General features: G+C 72.8%; 19 protein-coding genes. 12 read left to right on the top strand and 7 right to left on the bottom strand.

The genetic code is table 11. The features are described from left to right. Positions 1-41: 41 nt before the first annotated feature. Positions 42-869, bottom strand: coding sequence for a PaaX family transcriptional regulator C-terminal domain-containing protein (locus ACGFI7_RS12925; RefSeq protein ID WP_393403064.1), 828 nt, complete (start codon positions 867-869; stop codon positions 42-44). A gap of 87 nt (positions 870-956) precedes the next feature. Here ACGFI7_RS12925 and ACGFI7_RS12920 point away from each other — a divergent pair, with 87 nt between their 5' ends. The 5 genes from ACGFI7_RS12920 to ACGFI7_RS12900 are packed head-to-tail and all read left to right on the top strand — an operon-like array spanning position 957 to position 5,384. Next, positions 957-2,153 (top strand): ABC transporter substrate-binding protein, encoded by a 1,197-nt coding sequence (locus ACGFI7_RS12920; RefSeq protein ID WP_393403061.1) that lies wholly within the window; start codon positions 957-959, stop codon positions 2,151-2,153. Between the two features lie 3 nt (positions 2,154-2,156). After that, complete coding sequence (locus ACGFI7_RS12915; protein ID WP_393403058.1) at positions 2,157-2,912, top strand: ABC transporter ATP-binding protein; 756 nt, start codon at positions 2,157-2,159, stop codon at positions 2,910-2,912. Then, a complete protein-coding gene (locus tag ACGFI7_RS12910) occupies positions 2,909-3,568 on the top strand; it encodes an ABC transporter ATP-binding protein (protein WP_393403055.1) in 660 nt (219 codons plus the stop codon). The genes ACGFI7_RS12915 and ACGFI7_RS12910 overlap by 4 nt, the downstream gene beginning before the upstream one ends. Next, positions 3,565-4,425 carry a branched-chain amino acid ABC transporter permease gene (locus ACGFI7_RS12905; RefSeq protein ID WP_393403052.1) on the top strand — a complete coding sequence of 287 codons (861 nt, stop codon included), beginning with the start codon at positions 3,565-3,567 and terminating at the stop codon, positions 4,423-4,425. The genes ACGFI7_RS12910 and ACGFI7_RS12905 overlap by 4 nt, the downstream gene beginning before the upstream one ends. Further along, a complete protein-coding gene (locus ACGFI7_RS12900; protein ID WP_393403049.1) occupies positions 4,422-5,384 on the top strand; it encodes a branched-chain amino acid ABC transporter permease in 963 nt (320 codons plus the stop codon). The genes ACGFI7_RS12905 and ACGFI7_RS12900 overlap by 4 nt, the downstream gene beginning before the upstream one ends. Before the next feature lie 3 nt (positions 5,385-5,387). On the opposite strand, the gene ACGFI7_RS12895 is transcribed toward ACGFI7_RS12900, so the two are convergent. The 5 genes from ACGFI7_RS12895 to ACGFI7_RS12875 all read right to left on the bottom strand — a co-directional run bounded on the left by ACGFI7_RS12895 (position 5,388) and on the right by ACGFI7_RS12875 (position 9,273). Continuing rightward, positions 5,388-5,513 carry a hypothetical protein gene (locus ACGFI7_RS12895; protein ID WP_393403046.1) on the bottom strand — a complete coding sequence of 42 codons (126 nt, stop codon included), beginning with the start codon at positions 5,511-5,513 and terminating at the stop codon, positions 5,388-5,390. A gap of 129 nt (positions 5,514-5,642) precedes the next feature. Beyond that, positions 5,643-6,365, bottom strand: coding sequence for a serine hydrolase domain-containing protein (locus ACGFI7_RS12890; RefSeq protein WP_393403043.1), 723 nt, complete (start codon positions 6,363-6,365; stop codon positions 5,643-5,645). Positions 6,366-6,378: 13 nt separating this feature from the next. Next, a complete protein-coding gene (locus ACGFI7_RS12885; RefSeq protein ID WP_393403040.1) occupies positions 6,379-6,753 on the bottom strand; it encodes a YchJ family protein in 375 nt (124 codons plus the stop codon). A 4-nt stretch (positions 6,754-6,757) separates the two neighbouring features. After that, positions 6,758-7,618 carry an NAD-dependent protein deacetylase gene (locus tag ACGFI7_RS12880; RefSeq protein WP_393403037.1) on the bottom strand — a complete coding sequence of 287 codons (861 nt, stop codon included), beginning with the start codon at positions 7,616-7,618 and terminating at the stop codon, positions 6,758-6,760. A 35-nt stretch (positions 7,619-7,653) separates the two neighbouring features. Beyond that, on the bottom strand, positions 7,654-9,273 hold the full coding sequence (locus tag ACGFI7_RS12875) for a RecQ family ATP-dependent DNA helicase (RefSeq protein WP_393403034.1): 1,620 nt from the start codon (positions 9,271-9,273) through the stop codon (positions 7,654-7,656). A gap of 202 nt (positions 9,274-9,475) precedes the next feature. Here ACGFI7_RS12875 and ACGFI7_RS12870 point away from each other — a divergent pair, with 202 nt between their 5' ends. Next, positions 9,476-11,362: a hypothetical protein gene (locus ACGFI7_RS12870; RefSeq protein WP_393403031.1), complete on the top strand. Its 1,887-nt coding sequence runs from the start codon at positions 9,476-9,478 to the stop codon at positions 11,360-11,362. Beyond that, positions 11,359-12,486: a substrate-binding domain-containing protein gene (locus ACGFI7_RS12865; RefSeq protein ID WP_393403028.1), complete on the top strand. Its 1,128-nt coding sequence runs from the start codon at positions 11,359-11,361 to the stop codon at positions 12,484-12,486. Before ACGFI7_RS12870 ends, ACGFI7_RS12865 begins: the two co-directional genes overlap by 4 nt. 67 nt (positions 12,487-12,553) lie before the next feature. Here ACGFI7_RS12865 and ACGFI7_RS12860 read toward each other — a convergent pair whose 3' ends face one another. Further along, positions 12,554-14,419, bottom strand: coding sequence for a DUF2264 domain-containing protein (locus ACGFI7_RS12860; RefSeq protein WP_393403025.1), 1,866 nt, complete (start codon positions 14,417-14,419; stop codon positions 12,554-12,556). 277 nt (positions 14,420-14,696) lie between these two features. On the opposite strand from ACGFI7_RS12860, the gene ACGFI7_RS12855 reads away from it, so the two are divergent. The 5 genes from ACGFI7_RS12855 (at position 14,697) to ACGFI7_RS12835 (ending at position 19,576) form a co-directional block, all read left to right on the top strand. Then, positions 14,697-15,677: a hydroxyacid dehydrogenase gene (locus tag ACGFI7_RS12855; RefSeq protein WP_393403023.1), complete on the top strand. Its 981-nt coding sequence runs from the start codon at positions 14,697-14,699 to the stop codon at positions 15,675-15,677. A 30-nt stretch (positions 15,678-15,707) separates the two neighbouring features. Then, entirely contained in the window at positions 15,708-17,012 is a 1,305-nt protein-coding gene (locus ACGFI7_RS12850; RefSeq protein WP_393403020.1) for an ABC transporter substrate-binding protein, read from the top strand. A gap of 85 nt (positions 17,013-17,097) precedes the next feature. Continuing rightward, positions 17,098-18,009, top strand: coding sequence for a carbohydrate ABC transporter permease (locus ACGFI7_RS12845; RefSeq protein WP_393403017.1), 912 nt, complete (start codon positions 17,098-17,100; stop codon positions 18,007-18,009). Further along, positions 18,009-18,902, top strand: a complete 894-nt coding sequence (locus ACGFI7_RS12840) for a carbohydrate ABC transporter permease (protein WP_393403014.1) — start codon at positions 18,009-18,011, stop codon at positions 18,900-18,902. Before ACGFI7_RS12845 ends, ACGFI7_RS12840 begins: the two co-directional genes overlap by 1 nt. Then, on the top strand, positions 18,899-19,576 hold the full coding sequence (locus tag ACGFI7_RS12835; RefSeq protein WP_393403011.1) for a hypothetical protein: 678 nt from the start codon (positions 18,899-18,901) through the stop codon (positions 19,574-19,576). The genes ACGFI7_RS12840 and ACGFI7_RS12835 overlap by 4 nt, the downstream gene beginning before the upstream one ends. Positions 19,577-19,594: the final 18 nt, after the last annotated feature.

Genomic DNA, 19,594 nt, shown 5'->3' with positions numbered 1-19,594 from the left:
CGACGTTCTCGCCCTCAAGTTAGGCCACGACGCGACGGCTGTCACGGTTCTGCCCAACATAGATCGGGAACGGTGTCGAGAAGCTCTTCGGCGATCGCGGCCGCCTCGGGCCTGAATCGCTCGTGCAGCCGGTGGCAGACCCGCTGGGCCTGCTCCGCGGGCCAGTCGCGGGGCAGGTGGCGCAGCGGCAGGCGGGGGTCGCTCCTGATGATCTGCAGCCACTCGGTGAGCAGCAGCAGCGACCGGGCCAGGTCGTCGGGCGCGGCGGGCACCGGGTCGGGCCGGTCCCAGCGGCGCAGGAAGGCCTCGTAGCGCCGGCCCAGCCCGGCCAGGTCGTAGGCGTCGGCGACCAGCGCCTGCATGTCGGTGGGCTGCCGGGGCTCCGCGGCGAACACCTTGACCCCGCAGCCCAGGTCCTCGATCAGGGTGGAGGCGTCGACCTCGCCTGGAGCGATCCACAGCCCGTTCTGCAGTGGCCCGAAGCCGGCCCATGCCAGCCGCGAGCGCAGCTCGTGCCGCTGCCGCTGCCACGACTCCGGCAGCGAGAAGCCGACCAGGGTCCACCGGTCGCCGTCGGCGTCGTTGACCACGCCGGTGTGCCAGATCCGCCGCTCGCCGTCCTTGAGCACCTCGGCGCTGGTGGGGGTGAGCCCGAAGTACATGCGCCGGCCCGCGCGCTGCCGGCGCAGCAGGCCGCGCCGGACCATCCGGGTGAGGGTCGAGCGGGTGGCCTCCTCGGAGATGCCGACCCGGGCGAACGCCTCGATGAAGCTGCCGGAGAACACGCAGGCGCCCCGGCGGTACACGTGATCACCGAGGAAGGTGAGGATCACCGATTGCGGCCGGACGCCGCCGTCTCGCTCCACCACAGCCCGCTCCGCCGCAATGTTAGGCATTCTATTGACAGCCGTAATGTACCTGCCTACATTCGGGGCCACTCCCCCCAGGAGGCACCGATGCGCAAGCTTCTACCGATCTTGGCAAGTCTCGCGGTGGCCCTGGCCGCGTGCGGCGGCGACGGGGGCGACGGCGGTTCCGGCGGCGGGCAGGACCCGATCCGGGTCGGCCTCATCGTCTCCCTCACCGGCAACTACACGCCCCTCGGCAGTGAGGACAAGAAGGCGGTCGAGCTCGCCGTCGAACAGGTCAACGCCCAGGGCGGGCTGCTCGGACGCCAGGTCGAGCTGGTCGTCCGCGACGACAAGACCGCGCCCGACCAGGGCATCGTGGCCTACAACCAGATCAAGGGCCAGATCGACGCGCTGATCGGCCCGGTGTTCTCCAACTCCGCGCTGGCCATCGAGCCGCTCGCGCAGCGGGAGAAGATGCCCTACCTGTCGCTGGCCCCTGCCGTCGAGCAGGTCGAGCCGATCAAGTCGTACATCTTCGTCACGCCCGCGCTGTCCAGCATGTACGCCGAGCGCTATCTGCAGTACATCCAGGCCGAGGGCATCAAGACGATCGCGGTGGCCTGGGACTCCAAGAGCGCCTACTCGGTGTCCGGGCACGAGTCCATGGTCGCGCTGGCGTCCAAGTACGGGGTCACGATCGCGGTGGACGAGGCGTACGAGACCGGCACGGCCGACTTCAGCCCGCTGTTCCAGCACGTACGCGACTCGAAGGCGGAGGCGCTGGTGTTCTGGGGCTCGGGCGCGCCGGGGGTGACCGCGGCCAAGCAGTACGCGGCGTCCGGGCTGAAGACGCCGCTGTTCCTGACCGCGTCGCAGGCCAGCAAGCTGTGGCTGGAGCCGATGGGCGAGGCCGCGGAGGGCATGACGGTGCAGAGCGCGATCGGCGTGGTGGGCGAGCACCTGCCGGACGGCAAGCAGAAGCAGGTCATCGAGCAGATGGCCAAGCCCTACCAGGAGAAGCACGGCTACCCGCCGCCGCAGTTCGCGCAGGACGGCTACAGCGCGAGCCTGCTGCTGTTCGAGGCGATCAGGAAGGCCGGGAGCACCGACAAGGAGAAGGTCCAGCAGGCGCTGGAGAAGATGGACCTGATCACCCCGAACGGTCGGTTCCGCTACTCCCCCACCGACCACTCCGGCCTGACGCCCGAGTACATCTCGGTCAACACGGTGAAGGACGGCGCGTTCGTGCCGACCGAGTGGGCGCAGGAGCAGCTGGACAAGACTGTCGCCGGGCTGGGGTAGCGGGTGCTGGCGGTCACCGGGGTGTCGCGCTCCTTCGGCGGCGTCTACGCCGTGCGGGACGTCTCGCTCGCCGTCGCCGAGGGTGAGGTGTGCGCCATCATCGGGCCGAACGGCGCGGGCAAGTCCACGCTGTTCAACCTCGTCACCGGCCACCTGGCCGCCGACCACGGGGAGATCTCCTTCCTGGGGCACCGGGTGGACCGGCTGGCCCCGCACCGGCGGGCCCGGCTCGGCATGTCGATCGTCTTCCAGGGGGCGCGGGTGTTCCGCGGCATGACGGTGCGGGAGAACGTCATGGTCGGCATGCACGGCCGTACCCGGTCCGGGTTCGTGTCGGCGGCGCTGCGGCTGCCCCGGCACCACCGCGAGGAGCGGGAGATCGGCCGCGAGGCGGACGCCGCACTGGAGCGGGTGGGGCTGGCCGAGTGGGCGGACCGGCCCGCCGACCGGCTCCCGATCGGCCAGCAGCGCGCGCTGCAGCTGGCCCGCGCGCTCTGCGCCGGGCCCAGGCTGCTGCTGCTCGACGAGCCCGCGTCCGGGCTGCGCGGCCACGAGCGGGAGCGGCTGGCCGTGCTGGTGGAGGAGCTGCGCGCGGGCGGGCTGACGATTCTGCTGATCGAGCACGACGTCGGCTTCGTGACCCGGCTGGCCGACCGGATCGTGGTGCTCGACCTGGGACACGTGATCGCCGAGGGCCCGCCGGCCGAGATCCGCGAGGATCCGCTGGTGCTCGCCGCCTACCTCGGGCAGGCGTCATGATCGACGTCGCGGACCTGGTCGTCTCGTACGGCACGGCCACCGCGCTCGACCACGTCACGCTCACGGTGGGCAAGGGCGAGATGGTGGCGCTGCTCGGCCCGAACGGGGCGGGCAAGTCGACGCTGGCCAACACCCTGGCCGGGCTGCTCACCCCGGCGTCGGGCACGGTGCGGATCGGGGGCAGGCTGGCGCTGGTCCCGGAAGGCCGCCAGCTCTTTCCTGACATGTCGGTCGCGGACAACCTGGCGCTGGGCGGCTGGCGTTCCGGGCAGCGCGACCCGGCCCTCGTCTACGAGCTGCTGCCGCGGCTGGCCGACCTGGCCGGGCGGCGGGCGGGCGTGCTGTCCGGCGGCGAGCAGCAGATGGTGGCCGTCGGGCGGGCGCTGATGTCCAGGCCGCAGGTGCTCGTGGTGGACGAGCTGTCGCTCGGCCTGGCCCCGAACATCACCGCCGACCTGGCCGCCCACCTGGCCACGCTCAACCGGGAGCAGGGGCTGGCGGTGCTGCTCATCGAGCAGAACGCGCGGCTGGCGTTCGAGCTGTGCTCACGCGCGTACGTGCTCGAAACCGGTCAGGTCCGCGCAGAGGGGGCGTGCGCGGACCTGGCGGACGATCCACGCGTGGCCAGCGCCTACCTGGGCGGGGCGATCACATGAGCGCCTTCCTGACCTACCTGCTCAACGGGCTGGCCGTGGGGTGCGCGATCGCGCTCATCGCCAGCGGGCTGGTCACCATCCACCGGGTGACCGGGGTGGTCAACTTCGCGCAGGGCACGTTCGCCGTGGTCGCGGGGCTCTGCACGTCCTCGCTGCTCGGGCTCGGGATGCCGCACGGGGTGAGCGAGGCGGCGGCGGTCCTGCTGGCCGGACTGGCCGGGCTGCTGACCGGGCTGGCCGCGATCGGCAGGCCCGGCACCACGCCGCTGTCGTCGCTGATCATCACGCTCGGCGTCGGGGTGCTCGCGTACGCGGTCGAGATCGTGCTCTGGGGCGACCAGCCGCGCTCGGCGCCCGGCCTGGCCGGGTCGGTGACGATCGCCGGGGCCCGGATCCAGACGCAGCACCTGCTGGTCATCGCCGTCACCGCCGCCACGTTCGCGCTGCTCGCGCTCTTCTTCGGGCGCACCTACCTGGGCAAGGCGCTGACGGCGTGCGCCTCCAACCCGTACGCGGCCCGGGTGGTCGGCATCGACACGCGGCGGATGGGGCTGCTGGCGTTCGCGCTCGGCGGGCTGCTCGGCGGGCTCGCCGGGGTGCTGATCACGCCGCTGCGGCCCATCTCCTTCGACACGGACGTGACGCTGATCGTGAACGCGTTCGCCGCGGCCGTGTTCGGCGCGCTCACCCGCCCGGTCGTCGCGCTCGGCGGGGCGTTGCTGCTGGGGGTGGCGGAGACGATGGCCGCCGGGTACGGGTACGGCTCGCACCAGCTGGAGGTGGCGCTCGGGCTCATGCTCGTGGTGATGATCGTGCAGGCGAGCCGCCGGTCGGCCATCCACGAGGAGGCGGTGTGATCAGAGTCGTCGCGGGGGTGCTCGCGGGGGTCGTCGCGCTGGCCCTGCCCCTGGTGCTCGACGACAGCGCGCTGGCCGTCTACGTCCTGCTCGGGCTGGCCGCCATCGTGACCGTCGGGGTGTCGCTGCTGATGGGGTTCGCCGGGCAGGTCTCGCTCGGGCAGGGCGCGTTCTACGGCGTCGGCGCCTACACGGCGGCGCTGCTGACGCTGAACGACTTCCCCCCGCTGCTGGGGCTGGTGGCCGCGCCACTGGTGGCGGCCGTGTTCGCGGCGGTGATCGGGATGCCGCTGCTGCGGCTGCGCGGCCACCATCTGGCGTTCGCGACGCTGGCGGTGCAGCTCATCCTGCTGTCGCTGGCGGGGCAACTGGAGTTCACCGGGGGCGACATCGGGCTGCAGGGCATCCCGCAGTTCGGCGTCGGGTCGTGGGAGATGGACGGCGCGGCCGCGTACGCCTGGCTGACCTGGGCGGCGCTGGCGCTGGTCATGGTGATCACCCACCACGTCATCACCTCGCGGCCCGGCCGGGCGCTGCGCGCGCTGGCCACCAGCGAGACGGCCGCCGCCTCCTCCGGCATCCCGGTGGGCCGCTACAAGCTGGTCGTGTTCGCGCTGTCGGCCGCTTTCGCGGGGCTGGCGGGCGGCATCTACTGCTTCTACACCGGGTACGTGGCGCCGGGGTCGTTCCCGGTGCTGATCTCCATCCAGTACATCGTCATGGCCGTGGTGGGCGGGCTCGGCACGGTGTGGGGCGCGGTCGCGGGGGCGAGCGCGATCACCCTGCTCGTGCAGGGGCTGGACCGGCTCGCCGCGCTGCCGGGCATGCCGAGCTACGCGCCCAGCGTGCTGTCGTACGCGGTGTACGCGCTGGTGCTGATCGTGGTCGTGCTCTTCCTGCCGCAGGGTCTGGTGCCCGCGCTCACCCGCAGAGAACGGCGCGCTCGCTCAGGCCGGTGAGGCCTACTCCGTCGCGCCGGAGGGGCCGCGGCCCGTCGTCTCGTCGAGCAGGCTGTCGAGGAGGGCGACCCGGCGTTCGGTGTGGTCGGCCAGCGCGATGAGGACCACGCTCAGGTCCAGCTCGGGCACGCGGGCGTGCAGGGCGCGCAGGTTGTGCCAGCCCCCTCCGTGGCGGTAGACGCGGTAGCCCGCGTGCGACCGGACGCCGATGCCCCAGGCGTAGTCGAGGGGCGTTCCGTCGTCCAGCCGTCCGGGGGTCTAGACGAGCGCCGAGATGCCGAGTTCGTCGGCGTTGAGCGCCCGGCCCCAGCGCAGCAGGTCGGCGGCGGTGCTCCACACCCCTCCGTCGCCGAGGGACAGGGGCGCGGGACGCGGGGGGACGAGCGGGGCGGCGCCGGGCGGCGCGGGACCGGGCCCCGCCCAGTAACGGGTACGCCCCATGGCCAGCGGCGTGAAGAGCCGGCTCCGGGCCAGATCGGGCAGCGGCCGGCCGAGTGCTCGTTCCAGCACGGCGGCCAGGCACACATATCCGGCGTTGGAGTAGGCGTACTCGGCGCCCGGCTCGCGATCCGGCGCCGGGAACCGGGCGAGAGCCTGGATGACGCCCTCCGTGGTCCGGTCGGTGTCCCGGCCCAGGAGAGCGTCGATCCTGGCGTCGGCAGGCAGACCAGCCGTGTGATGGACGAGATGGCGAAGCCGGACGGCGTCCGCCCACGCGGGCAGCCGGGGCAGCAGGTGCGACAAGGGCGACTCCAGGTCCAGCTCGCCCTGTCGCGCCGCCTGTGCCGCGCAGGCGGCGGTCATCTGCTTCGCCAGGGAAGCCGTGTAGGCGAGGGTGGTCGCGCCCAGCGGCTCGCCGTCGGGCGTCGATCCCCTGGCCAGCAGGACGGGCGGCCGGCCGCCGTACTGAAGGCCGGCCACGATCGGCTCGTCAGGGCCGTAGCCGGCTTGGTCGGCCAGGACGGCCAGGCGTCGGCGCACGGATCGGCGGGCGCTACAGCGCGCCGGCGTAGACCCAGCGGCCCTCGTGGCGGACGAACCGGCTGTGCTCCTCCTGGTGGCCCGGCTTGCCGCGGTGCACGTAGTGGGCGCGGAAGCGGACCGTGCCCTCGGTGTGGACGACGCTGCCGCCGGTGGTCTCCAGGATCTCCAGCCGCACCCAGCGCGTCTTCCGCTCCAGGTCGATGCCGGGCGGGCGGGTCGACGGGTGCCAGGTGCGCATGAGATAGGCGGCGTCGCCGACGCTGAACGCGCTGTAGCGGGAGCGCATGAGCTGCTCGGCCGTCGCGGCGGCGGCCTCGCCTCGGTGGAACCGTCCGCAGCAGGCGGCGTACGCGGCGGGCAGGCCGCAGTGGCAGGTGGCGGGCATGGGCCTATTGTGCCGGGAGCGGCTGCGGGGTCGCCGCGAGGGCCGCGGCGAGGCCGGTGAGGGTGACGCCGAGCGGCGCGTCGACGGTGAGGGTGGCGTGGTGGTCGCCGCCGGTGACCCCCTGGTTGATGATCGCGATGGGCAGGCCGAGCGCGGCCGCCCGGTCCACGAAGCGCAGGCCGGAGCGGATGGCCAGCGACGAGCCGAGCACGAGCAGCGCCCGCGCGGACCCGACGAGCGCGAAACACTGGTCGACCCGCGGGCGCGGCACGTTCTCGCCGAAGAACACCACGTCGGGCTTGAGCACGCCGCCGCACGAGCGGCAGTCGACCAGCCGGAAGCCCTCCACCTGCTCGTCGGTGAGGACCGCGTCGCCGTCGGGGTTGATCTGACCGGCCTCGGCCGCCCAGCCGGGGTTGGCCTCGCGCAGCCGCAGATCGAGCTCGGCCCGCGGGGTGCGCTTGCGGCAGGACAGGCAGACCACCCGGTCCAGGCCGCCGTGCAGCTCGATCACCTGCCGCGCCCCGGCCGCCTGGTGGAGACCGTCGACGTTCTGCGTGACGATGCCGGCCAGGAGGCCGCGCGCCTCCAGCCCGGCCACCGCCCGATGCCCGGCGTTGGGCCGGGCGGCGCCGATCTGCCGCCAGCCGACGTGGCTGCGCGCCCAGTAGCGCCGGCGCGCCTGCTCGCTGCCGACGAACCGCTGGTAGGTCATCGGCTCGGCGTTGCGGGACCGGCCGGTCGGGCCGCGGTAGTCGGGGATGCCGGACTCGGTGGACAGCCCCGCGCCGCTGAGCACGGCCACGCCGCCGCGCTCCACCAGGCCGGTGAGCCAGTCGAGGGCTCCGCCTTCTGCAACGGTCACGTCTCCATGGTGCACGACCGGGCGGGATGCCCGGGTCACCCGGCCTCGCGCAGCAGGTTCTCCGCCACGACGGCCGACAGCAGCAGCTCGCGGTAGCCGCTCTCGTGGAACAGCACGGTCAGCCGGTCCTCGTCGCGGCGGATGACCTCGCCGGGTCCCCACTCGACGTGCTCGACCCGGGCGTGCACCGGGAACGGGCCGTCGCCGACCGGCTCCGGCCCGGAGGCGGTGCCGGCGTGGCAGGTGTCGCAGGAGCCGCACGGGGTGTCCAGGCGCTCGCCGAAGTAGCCGAGCAGGAAGACGCGGCGGCAGTCGCGGGTCTCGGCGTAGCGGCGCGTCATCTCCAGCCGGGTGCGCTCCACCTCCCGGTGGTTCTCGGCGACCTCGCGGGCGGCCCGCGCCGCCTCCTCGGGGCCGGGCGCGTCCTCCGCGGCGGTGACCGAGCGGGTGCCGAGGCGGACCGTGCCGGCCTTCTCCAGCAGGTTGAGCAGCGACGTGATCCGGCGGGCGGTGAGGCCGAGCCGCTCGCGCAGGTGCTTGCGGTCGGTGCGCCCGCCCGCCTCGCCGACGGCGCGGGCGACCGAGGCCAGGGCGTCCTCGTCCGGCAGCCCGCCGGTGAAGAATCGCTGCATCCCCAGATCCTCCGGCCGGTAGAACAGCACGGCCGCGGCGGGCTCGCCGTCCCGGCCCGCCCTGCCGATCTCCTGGTAGTACGAGTCGAGCGAGCCGGGCACCTGGGCGTGCACCACGAATCGCACGTCCGGCTTGTCGATGCCCATGCCGAACGCGTTGGTGGCCACCACCACGTCGAGCCCGCCGGTCATGAACGCCTCCTGGACGGCGTCGCGGTCGGCCCGCCGCATCCCGGCGTGGTAGGCGGCGGCCCGCACGCCGCGCTCGGCGAGGCGGCCGGCCAGCTCGCCGGTCCGCTTGCGGGTGGCGGTGTAGACGAGGCCGGGCTTGGCCAGCTCCGCCACGGTCTCGACCACGTCCTCGCCGTCGCCCGAGGTCCACCGCACGTCCAGGTGGATGTTGGGCCGGTCGAAGCCGCAGACGATCTCCACCGGGTCGCGCATGCGCAGGCGTTCGACGATCTCGGCCCGGACCGGGGGCGCGGCCGTCGCGGTGAGCGCGGCGACGACCGGCCGGCCGAGCGCCTCGGCGACCGCGCCCAGCCGCAGGTAGTCGGGCCGGAAGTCGTGGCCCCAGGCGGAGACGCAGTGCGCCTCGTCCACCACCAGCAGGGACGGCTTCGCGGCGGCCAGCTCCCGCACCACGTCGGGCCTGGCGAGCTGCTCGGGCGCGCAGAACAGGAACTCCGTCTCGCCCGCGCGCAGCGACTCGAACGACGAGGCCCGCTCTCCCTTCGAGGTGCCGGCGTCCAGCCTGACCGCCTGCTCGTCCCGTTCGCGCAGCCCCGCGACCTGGTCGCGCTGGAGGGCGATCAGCGGCGACACGACCAGTGTCGGCCCGTCGAGCAGCAGCGCGGGCACCTGGTAGACGGCCGACTTGCCGCCTCCCGTCGGCATCACCACCAGGGTGTCGCGGCCCTCCGCCAGCGCCGTCATGGCCTCCAGCTGACCGGGGCGCAGCTCGTCGAGGCCGAGCGTCTCCCTGGCCACCCGTTCCGCCCGCCGCTCGGCGCTCGTCGCCATCCGGACCTCCGTCTCCGTTCGCTCAAGGGGGCCTCCCCTGCCCCTCGGGCCCGGTCTTCACTCCTCGCCGATGGTCACGGGTTCGCGGACGTGAGAGGGTTCGCGGACGTGAGAGGGTTCGATCACTTGCACCACAGAGGTTCGCGAGGAATCATCTTCGATCAGGTTCGATCGGTACCATGGGGGCGCCCCGAGGAGGAACATGACGAACACGGCCACCGGGCGCCCCGGCCCGCTGCTCAGCCTCTGGGGGGCGGACGCCTCCCCCGCCGCGCTGGCCCGCGTCCTGCTGGATCCCGGCAGCGCGCTGCCCTCGCCCGACCTGCGGGGCGAGCCGGCACGCCGGGCGCTGGCGCTGGTGCGGGAGCGGGCGGAGGCCGAGCGCGGCGCGCCGTGGCCGCAGCCGCTCGCCTCCCAGTACGCGCGCTACTTCCAGGACGGCGACCGCACCGTCTACGAGCGCCAGGTGTTCGACCGCCAGGACCGGCTCACCCGGGCCGTGCTCATGGCGGCCGCCACCGGCGACGACGGGTGGCTGGCCGAGGCCGCCGACGGCATCGTGCTCCTCTGTGAGCAGAGCTCGTGGTGCTGGCCGGCCCACGAGGAGTCCTGCCGGCCGCGCGGCACCGTGCTGCCCGACCCCGCCGACCCGTGCGTCGACCTCGGCGCCGGCGACGTGGCCGCCCAGCTCGCCTGGGCCGACCAGGCCCTCGGTGACCGGCTCGACCGGCGCTTCCCCGGGCTGCGGGCGCGGGTGCGCGCCGAGGTGCGGACGCGGGTGCTGGAGCCGTTCACCCGGCGGCGCGACTGGCACTGGCTGGGCCTCGACGGTCACGTGCACAACTGGTGCCCGTGGATCTGCGGCAACGTGCTCGTCGCCGCGCTGCGCCTGGCCGAGCCGGGCGAGGAGCGGGCGCTGCAGGTCGCGCTGGCTCTGGAGGGCGTCGACCGTTACCTGGCGTCGTTGCCCGACGACGGATCGGTGGACGAGGGCTACGAATACTGGTGGCACGGCGCCTGCCGCGCGCTGGAGGCGCTGGACGTGCTGGAGCACGCCACCGCCGGGGCGCTGGACGCGGCCGGCGTGCCGGTGGTCCGCGCGACCGTGCGGTTCCCGTACCTGATGCATCTGGGCGGCGGCTGGTACGTGAACGTCGCCGACTCCCGCGCGCGGCCGCCCGCCGACCAGCCCTGGCACGTGGCGCACCGGTGGGCGCGGCGGGCCGGCGACGCCGCGGGGGCGGCGCACGCGGCCGCGCAGCGCGCCGCCGCCGTCTCCCCCGAGGCCGAACTGGGCCGGGTGATGAGCGAGCTGGCCGACCCCGCCTGGATGGCGGCCGAGGCCGGCGCGCCGCCGCTGGTCGCCTCCGCGTGGCTGCCCGGCACGCAGCTCGGGGTCGCGCGCACCGCCGCCGGCACCGAGCGCGGCCTGGCGCTCGTCGTGAAGGGCGGGCACAACGCGGAGAACCACAACCACAACGACGTCGGCTCCGTGGTCGTCGCCGTCGACGGGGTGCCCGCGCTGGTCGACGCGGGGCGGCCCACGTACACGGCCCGGACGTTCGGGCCCGACAGGTACGCGATCTGGACCATGCGCGGCGACTGGCACAACGTGCCCGGCGTGCGCGGCGCCGACCAGCGGGCGGGCGCGTCGTTCCGGGCGCGGGACGTGGAGGTGGCCGACGATCCGGACGACTTCCGGGTACGGCTGGACCTCGCGGCCGCCTACCCGGTGGACGGCCTGGAGCGATGGTGGCGGACGGCCCGGCTCGGCCGGTCGGCCGGTGAGGTGACGATCGAGGACGCCTGGCGGTTCACCGGCGCCGGTGAACCGAGCGTGCTGCGCTACCTGCTCGCCGGGGAGGTGCGCCAGGAGGGTCCCGGGGAGGTGGAGGTGCGGCCGCCGGGCAAGGGCCGGGCCGCGGTCCTCACCTGGGACCCCGGGCTGGCGACGGGTTCGCTGGGCGTACGCGAGCTGGACGATCCCCTGCTGACCTCGGTGTGGGGCGACCGGCTGACCCGGCTGGAGCTGGCGCTGCCCGGCACCGCCGAAGGGTCCGTGCTGGTCCGGGTGGAGGTGCGCGGATGACCGGGACCGAGTCACCGGCGCCGCTGCCCGACGAGCGCCGCGCCCAGGTGGTCGAGCTGCTGCGGCAGCGCGGCGTCGTGCGGGTCACCGACCTGGCCGAGGAGCTGGACGTCTCCGCCATCACCATCCGCCGCGACATCGCGCTGCTCGCCTCCCAGGGGGTGATCCGGCGGGTGCGCGGCGGGGCGGCGCTGCACGGCGGCGTGCTGGCCGGCGAGCCCGACGGGGCGGCGGCGCCGCAGCCCGTCCCCGAGGAGAGCGGCGGCGACCTGCGGCCGCTCACGATCGGGATCGTGGTGCCGTCGCTCGACTACTACTGGCCCGACGTGATCCGGGGCGTCCGCGAGGCCGCCGCCGCTGCCGGGGCCAGGATCGTGCTGCGCGGCGGCTCCTACCAGGCGGCCGACGAGCGGCGGCAGCTGTCGTGGCTGGTGGAGTTCGTGGGCGTGGACGGGCTGCTCGTCGCGCCCACGACCACCGGCGACGACGGCGAGGAGCTGGTGCGGTGGCTGCGGCAGTCGCCCGTGCCGGTCGTGCTGGTCGAGCGCGCGGCGACCGTCGGGCCCTACCAGGAGGCCATGGAGTCGGTCGTCAGCGACCACGTGCTGGGGGCCGCCATGGCGGTGCGGCACCTGGCCGCGCTGGGGCACCGGCGGGTGGGGGTGATCACCACCGTGCAGAGCCCGACCGCGCCGCACGTGCGGCGCGGGTGGCGGCAGGCGTGCCAGGAGCTCGGGCTGGACCTCGACGGCACGCCGGACGTGACCACCGTCGACCAGCGCGACCCCGGCTGGGCGGCGGCCCTGGACGGGATCCTCGACGCCTGCCTGGCCTCGGGCACCACCGCGCTGCTCGTCCACTCGGACCCGGAGGCGATCAGCCTGGTCGAACGGTGCCAGGAACGCGGCATCCGGGTGCCCGGCGATCTGGGCGTCGTCACGTACGACGACGAGGTGGCGGAGTTGTGCGACCCGCCGCTGTCGGCGGTCCGGCCACCGAAGGCGGCGATCGGACGGGCGGCGTTCTCCCTGCTGTCGGCCCGCCTGGCGGACCAGGACCCCCACCGCCCGGCCCACCGCATGGTCGTCGAACCCCGGCTGATCATCCGCTCCTCCTCGGCCTGACCCACGTGAAGGGGGGTGGGGCTGATCTGTGGTCCGTTCCTCCTCGGCCTGACCCACGTGAAGGGGGTCAGGGGAGGTCGAGGGTGTCGGTGGGGCCGTTCGGCCAGGTGATGCGGGCTGTCGTGGGTGTCAGGGTGGTCGCGGGGGGTGGGGTGGGCGAGCCCAGGTGGAGGAGGGCGACGTACCAGCGGTCCGGCTCGGCGGGCGCGGTGGTGCCGCACCAGGGGATGAGGGTCGCGGGGGACAGCGGGGTGGCGTCCTCGGCTGAGGTGACGCCGGTCAGGTCGAGGCCGGGCCCGGGGATGACGCGGGAGTCGACGGGGCCGGGGGTGGGCCAGCCGCCGACCCGCAGGGGGAACGGGTTGGGGGCCGACACGTGGATCAGGCGGACCTCCCACGAGCCGCGCAGAGCGGACAGGACCGTGAGCCGGGGGCCCAGGGTGACGGCGCCGGTGCGGCCGGAGCCGTGGTCGGGGGCGTCGGGGTCGGGGTCCACCCAGTGGGCCTGCCAGCGGGAGCCGCCGACGGCGGTGCCGCTGGGGAGCCGGCCGGTCATGAGGGTGTCGAAGCCGGTGCGGTGGCTGGGCCGGTCGGCGGGGTCCAGGAGGGTGACCGACTGGTCGAGGGGGTCGGCGGCGTGCGGCCCGGCCAGGACGGGCGAGGTCGCGGTGGAGTAGCCGAGCCGGGCGTAGAGCGGCGAGTCGGTCAGGTGGTCGCCGGGGAGCGCGTGGTCGGTGCCGTGGTTGACGACGCGGACGAGGCCGTCGGCGCGGGTGCCGGAGACCAGCCAGCCGGGTGACCGGATCGCGCGCTGGAAGTCGCCCTCCTCCACCGGCAGCGGCTCCTCGACGGCGGTCCACACCGGGTGGTCGGCGGGCAGCGCCAGTCCGTACAGACCCTTGGCCGCCCAGTAGGGGGAGCCGGTGCCGGAGTAGGACTGGGCGATCGGCCGCCACGGGGCGTGCCAGCCGAGCGTGAGCAGGCCGTCGTCGTCGGGCGCGCCGTGTTCGGCGAAGTGGCGGACGATGCCGGAGGCGGCGCGGCGCAGCAGGCCGGGCGCGGGGGTGGTGACGCCGGCCCGCGCGCCCGCCCAGAACGGGGCTGCGGCGGCGAACCGGTAGGTGAGGCTGCGCCCCTGGATCAGCGGGGACCCGTCGGCGCCGACGAGGTGGACGGCGTCCTGGAGGAAGCGCTCCAGCCTGGCCAGGTAGGCGGGGCGGCGAGCGTCGGCGGCCGGGTCGCCGGCGGCCATCTCGGTCCACAGCAGCGGGTAGAAGTGCAGCGCCCAGCCGACGTAGTGGTCGTAGGCGCGCCGTTCGCCGTCGGCGTACCAGCCCTCCTCACGGGCGAACCCGTCGGCGAGCGCGAGCCCTGCCTCGATGTCGGCGCGTGAGGAGGGCCCGCCGACGGAGGCGAGGAACTGCTCCACCACGATCTGGAACCAGACCCAGTTGATCGGCGGGTACCACGACCCGATCGCCGGGGCGAGGTAGTCGGTCACCCGCTCGCGCACGCCGTCGTCGAGCCGGTCCCACAGCCACGGCCGGGTCAGGTGGAGCACCAGGGCGATGGAGGCGGCCTCGACCTTGGCCTGGTCGTGCTCGTCGAGCCGCACCCACCGCTCGGGCGAGCCCGGGTCGGTGCCGGCGGCCAGGCCGCGCGCGTACCACTCCAAGTAGCCGTGCGGGTCGCGGCCGTCCTCGCCGGCCACCCGGAACCCGGCGGCCAGGAACGTGCGGGCGAAGCCTTCCAGCCCGTCCACGTCGGGCCCGTAGCCGCCCGGCTCGCCGGGGAAGGAGACGCGCGCGTGTGACGGGGAGGCGTGCCGCCGGGCCGCGAGCAGGAGGTGGTCGGCCAGCGCGGCCCAGTGGTCGCGGGTCCACCCGGTGTAGGGCGAGAGTCTCCGGTCGTCCAGCTCCCGCAGCCAGCGCATCGGGCCTCCAGTGGCGATCTCCTGCGTGAGTTCAGGATGCTGGCATCACCGATGCGAACACGTCAAGCAGTTCTGATCAAAAGCGCTCACTTCGATCAGCCTCCGAGCCGAAATACGCCGAATCGGCTGACCATCTCGATCAATAACGATCGTATAGCTCTGTTACCCGCTATTGACGTGATTGAAATGAGTGGACATGATCGGCGGCGATGGTAAGCGCTTGCTGCCCGAGAGGACTCGTGTGAGAGACCGTCGACGACCACAGGCCCTGCTGGTCATGGATCCTGCGCACGTCGGGGTGCAGTTTCAGGAGCCGCAGTTACGCCGGTTGCACGATCTGGTCGAACTCACCGATCCTATCTCGACCATGAACCTCGACGACCCGCTCGCCCGGCGCAGACTGCGCGAGGTCGAGGTGCTCGTGACCTCATGGGGCTGCCCCCCGCTGACGAAGGAGCTGCTGGACGGCGCCCCGGAGCTCCGGGCGATCTTCCACTGCGCGGGCACGGTGCGCCCGTTCGTCACCGACGAGGTCTGGCGGCGCGGGATACTCGTGACCAACGCCGCCGACGAGAACGCGATACCGGTCGCCGAGTTCACCCTCGCGGCGATCATCTTCGCCGGCAAGAAGGCCCCGTTCCTGGCCCAGGACGCGCGCAAACATCGCGACGACTGGTCCTACGCGGGTGGTCGCGGCGAGCTGTCCAACCGCGGGCGCACGATCGGCGTCGTCGGCTTCTCGCGGGTGGGCCGCAGGGTCACCGAAAGGCTGCGCGCCCTGGAGGTCGACATCCTGGTGGCCGACCCGTACGCCGATCCCGCCGAGGTGCGCGCGGCCGGCGGCAGGCTGGTCGAGCTGACCGACCTGCTGGCGCGCTGCGACGTGCTCACCCTGCACGTGCCCGCACTGCCCGCCACCCGTCACCTCATCGGGGCGGCGGAGCTCGCCCTGCTGAAGGACGGTGTGACGGTCATCAACACGGCGCGTGGATCCGTCCTCGACACGGCCGCTCTGGAGAGCGAGTGCGTGACGGGGCGGCTCGACGCGATCCTCGACGTCACCGAACCGGAGCCGCTGCCTGCCGACTCGCCGTTGTACGACCTGCCCAACGTCATGATCACCCCCCACATCGCCGGATCTCTGGGATCGGAGACCCGGCGGATGAGTGAGAGCGCCCTCGACGAGCTCGAACGCTATCTGTCCGGCCTGCCGCCCCGCTCGCCGGTGACGGTGGACGAGATCGCCGTGAGCGCCTGAGCCCGGCTTCAGGGAAAGGAGACCGGATCAATGATCGCTTCGAATCCGCACGTCAAGGTCGGAGTGCGCCGTCATCTTGTGAAGACCGCCGCGGTGGCCGCCACGCTCGCCCTCGCGGTCGCCGCGTGCGGTGGCGGCGGTTCCGAGCCCGCCGAGGGCGGCGGGAGCAGCACCCTCACCGTGACGGTGTGGAACCTCGCCAAGACCCCGGAGTTCACCGCCCTGTTCGACGCCTTCGAGAAGGCGAATCCCGGCGTCAAGGTGGAGCCGGTGGACATCCTCGCGGACGACTATCCGGAGAAGGTCACCACCATGCTCGCCGGTGGCGACAAGACCGACGTGATCACCATGAAGAACGTCACGGACTACTCGCGCTACTCCAGCCGCGGGCAGCTCCTCGACATCACGGACCTGGTCAAGTCGACCGACGCCTCGAAGCTCGCGGGGCTGGACGCGTTCAACGTCGACAACGCCTACTTCGCGGTCCCGTACCGGCAGGACTTCTGGCTGCTCTACTACAACAAGACGCTGTTCGACAAGGCGAACATCAAGCTCGACGCCGCCATGACCTGGGACGACTACGCCAAGAACGCCCAGCAGCTCACCCAGGGCGACGGCAACCAGAAGGTGTACGGCACCTACCACCACACCTGGCGGTCGGTGATCCAGGCGATCTCGGCGGCCCAGACGGGCGGCGACCAGCTCGGCGGCGACTACGCCTTCTTCGCCGACCAGTACAACATGGCGCTGGGCCTGCAGAAGGGCGGCAACGCCCTCGACTTCGGCACCGCGACGGCGCAGCAGGCCGACTACCGGACCATGTTCGAGACCGAGGCGACGGCCATGATGCCGATGGGCACCTGGTACATCTCCGGCATCCTCGAGGCCAAGGAGAAGGGCGAGAGCAAGGCCGAATGGGCGCTCGCCCCGATGCCGCAGCGGCCGGGCTCCAACGAGGTCGTCACGTTCGGCTCGCCGACCGCGTTCGCGGTGAACAAGCGGAGCGAGAACGCCGACCTGGCCAAGAAGTTCGTCCAGTTCGCCGCGGGCAAGGAAGGCGCCTCGGCGATCGCCCAGGTGGGCGTGGTCCCGGCGCTGCAGGACCCGGCCATCACCGAGGCGTACTTCAAGCTCAAGGGCATGCCCACCGACGACCTGTCGAAGAAGGCCTTCGAGCCGGACAAAGTCGTGCTGGAGATGCCGGTGAGCGACAAGACGTCCGACGTCGACACCATCCTCAACGAGGAGCACCAGCTGATCATGGTCGGCGAGAAGTCGGTCGCCGAAGGGATCAGGTCGATGAACGACCGCGTCAAGAGCGAGGTCCTCAACTAGGGGACGCAGAGGCGGGCGCCGGGGGGCGCCCGCCGCTCCCCCTGTCGGGTTTTCGAAGGAGTCACAAGGGACCATGGCCCACGTAATGACGCAGCCGGCACCGGGCGGATCCAAGACGCCCCGCCGCCGTCAGCCCTGGCGCACCACCCTGATCGGGTGGAGCTTCATCCTGCCGAACTTCCTGGGCTTCGCCCTGTTCACGCTCGTGCCGGTGCTCGCCGCCTTCGCGCTGGCCTTCATGGACTGGGACTCCTACGGCACCCCCGAGTGGGTGGGGCTCAAGAACTTCCAGCAGCTGTGGAACGACGAGAACTTCCACGTCGCGCTCCGCAACACCCTCTACTACGCGGTCGGCCACATCCCGCTGACGCTGGCCGCCGCCCTCGGGCTGGCGATGGCGCTCAACCGGAAGCTGCGCGGCATGGAGTTCTTCCGCACCGCGGCGTTCTTCCCGTACATCACCTCGCTGGTCGCGGTGGCCGTGGTGTGGAACATGCTGTTCAACCCCACCGCCGGGCCGATCAACCTGTTCCTGGAGGCGATCGGCATCCAGGACCCGCCGCGCTGGGTGGCGAGCACCGGCTGGGCGATGCCCGCGGTCATCCTGACCAGCGTCTGGCGTGACATGGGCTACTACATGGTGCTCTACCTGGCCGGGCTGCAGACGATCCCCCGCGAGTACTACGAGGCGGCCAGGGTCGACGGGGCCGGCGCCTGGCAGCGGTTCTGGAGCATCACGCTCCCGTCGCTCCGGCCCACCACGTTCTTCGTCCTGGTCATGCTGACGATCCAGAGCTTCAAGGTGCTCGACCTGATCGTGGTCATGACCGACGGCGGGCCCGGCCGCAGCACGCTGGTGCTGGCCCAGCTCGTCTACCGGGAGGGCATCAGGGAGGGCCAGTTCGGCTACTCCTCGGCGATCGCGCTGGTGCTGTTCCTCATCGTGTTCACGGTCACCGTCGTCCAGTTCCGCATCAACGAACGGAGGAGCTCCTGATGACCACCGTGCGCACCGCTCCCCCGTCCGCCACCAGGCCCGGCGCGGGCCCCGCCGGGCCGCCGCCGCGCCGGCGCGGGATCCTCCGCAAGACGCTGGCGTACGTGTCGCTGATCGCGGTGACGCTGCTGGTGCTGCTGCCGCTCGGCTGGATGATCTCCTCGTCGCTGAAGCGGAACAACCAGGTCTTCACCACGCCGATCGAGTGGATCCCGCGCGAGTTCCGCTGGTCGAACTACGTGGAGATCTGGGAGCAGATCCCGATGGCGACCTATCTCGGCAACTCGGCCTACCTCGCGATCGTCATCACGTTTCTGCAGGTGCTCACCGGCAGCTTCGCCGCCTACGGCTTCGCCAAGGTGCGCTTCCCCGGCCGGGACGCGCTCTTCCTGGCCTACATCGCCACCATCGCGGTGCCCTGGCAGGCCTACATGGTGCCGCAGTACATCCTGATGCAGCAGGCCGACCTGATCAACACGCACCTGTCGATCATCCTGCTGCAGGCGTTCGGCGCGTTCGGGGTGTTCCTGATGCGGCAGTACTACATGTCGATCCCCGACGAGCTGTGCGAGGCCGCCCGGATCGACGGGCTCAGCGAGTACGGCATCTACCGGCGGATCATCCTGCCGCTGTCGAAGCCGGCGCTGGCCAGCCTGGCCCTGCTCACGTTCGTCAACACCTGGAACGACTACATGGGGCCGTTCATCTACCTGACGAGCAACGACCTGTGGACCGTGCAGCTCGGCCTGCGTTCCTTCGTCGGCCAGTACCAGGCCGACTACGCCATGATCATGACGGGGGCCGTGCTGTCGGTGCTGCCGGTCGTGGTCATCTTCCTGTTCGGGCAGCGTTACTTCATCCAGGGCATCGCGACGAGCGGGCTGAAGGGATGAGCGCGCTGCGCGGCCTGCTGCGTCCGGCCCGGCAGGAGACGTACGAGAAGGTCTTCGGCGCCGTCTACGTCGGGCTGATGACGAACGTGCTGCTGGCGCTCTCGTGCGCGCCGCTGCTGGCGGCGCTGGCGCTGGTGCGCGACCCGTCGGCGTCGTGGCCGTTCTTCGCGGTGCTGTCGGTGGTGTGCGCCCCGGCGCTGACCGGCGCCTTCCGGTGCTTCGCGCTGCTGGGCGAGCGCTCGACGGCGGTGCTGCCCGCCTTCCTCGCCGGTTACCGGCGGGCCGGCAGACGGGCGGCGGGCGCGTGGCTCGCGGGCGCGGCGGTGGTGAGCGTGCTCGCGGTGGACGTCGCGGTGGTCGCGGGCACCGCCTGGGGCCCGGCCCTGGTGCCGTTCTTCGCCACCGGGGCCGCGCTGGTCGTGGCCGTGACGGCGGCGGTGCTGGTGGTGGTGGCGGAGTCGCCGCGCCGGGTGCGTGAGCTGGTGCGGCCGTGCCTGTATCTCGTGGCGCGCCGCTGGTACCTGACCGCGCCGACGCTCGCGGTGCTCGCGCTCGCCGTCGCCGTGGTGCTGCTCAGGCCGGTGCCCGGGGTGCTGCTGGCGCTCGCGCCGCTGCTGTACGTGGTCTGGGCGACCCTGCGGTACGTGGTGCTGCCCCTGCTGCCGAAACCCTGAGCGGCTCACGGTACGCCC

Origin of the sequence: Nonomuraea sp. NPDC048826 (assembly GCF_043198225.1) — a bacterium.
Taxonomy (GTDB): domain Bacteria; phylum Actinomycetota; class Actinomycetes; order Streptosporangiales; family Streptosporangiaceae; genus Nonomuraea.
This window is presented reverse-complemented; position numbering and strand designations above follow the sequence as displayed.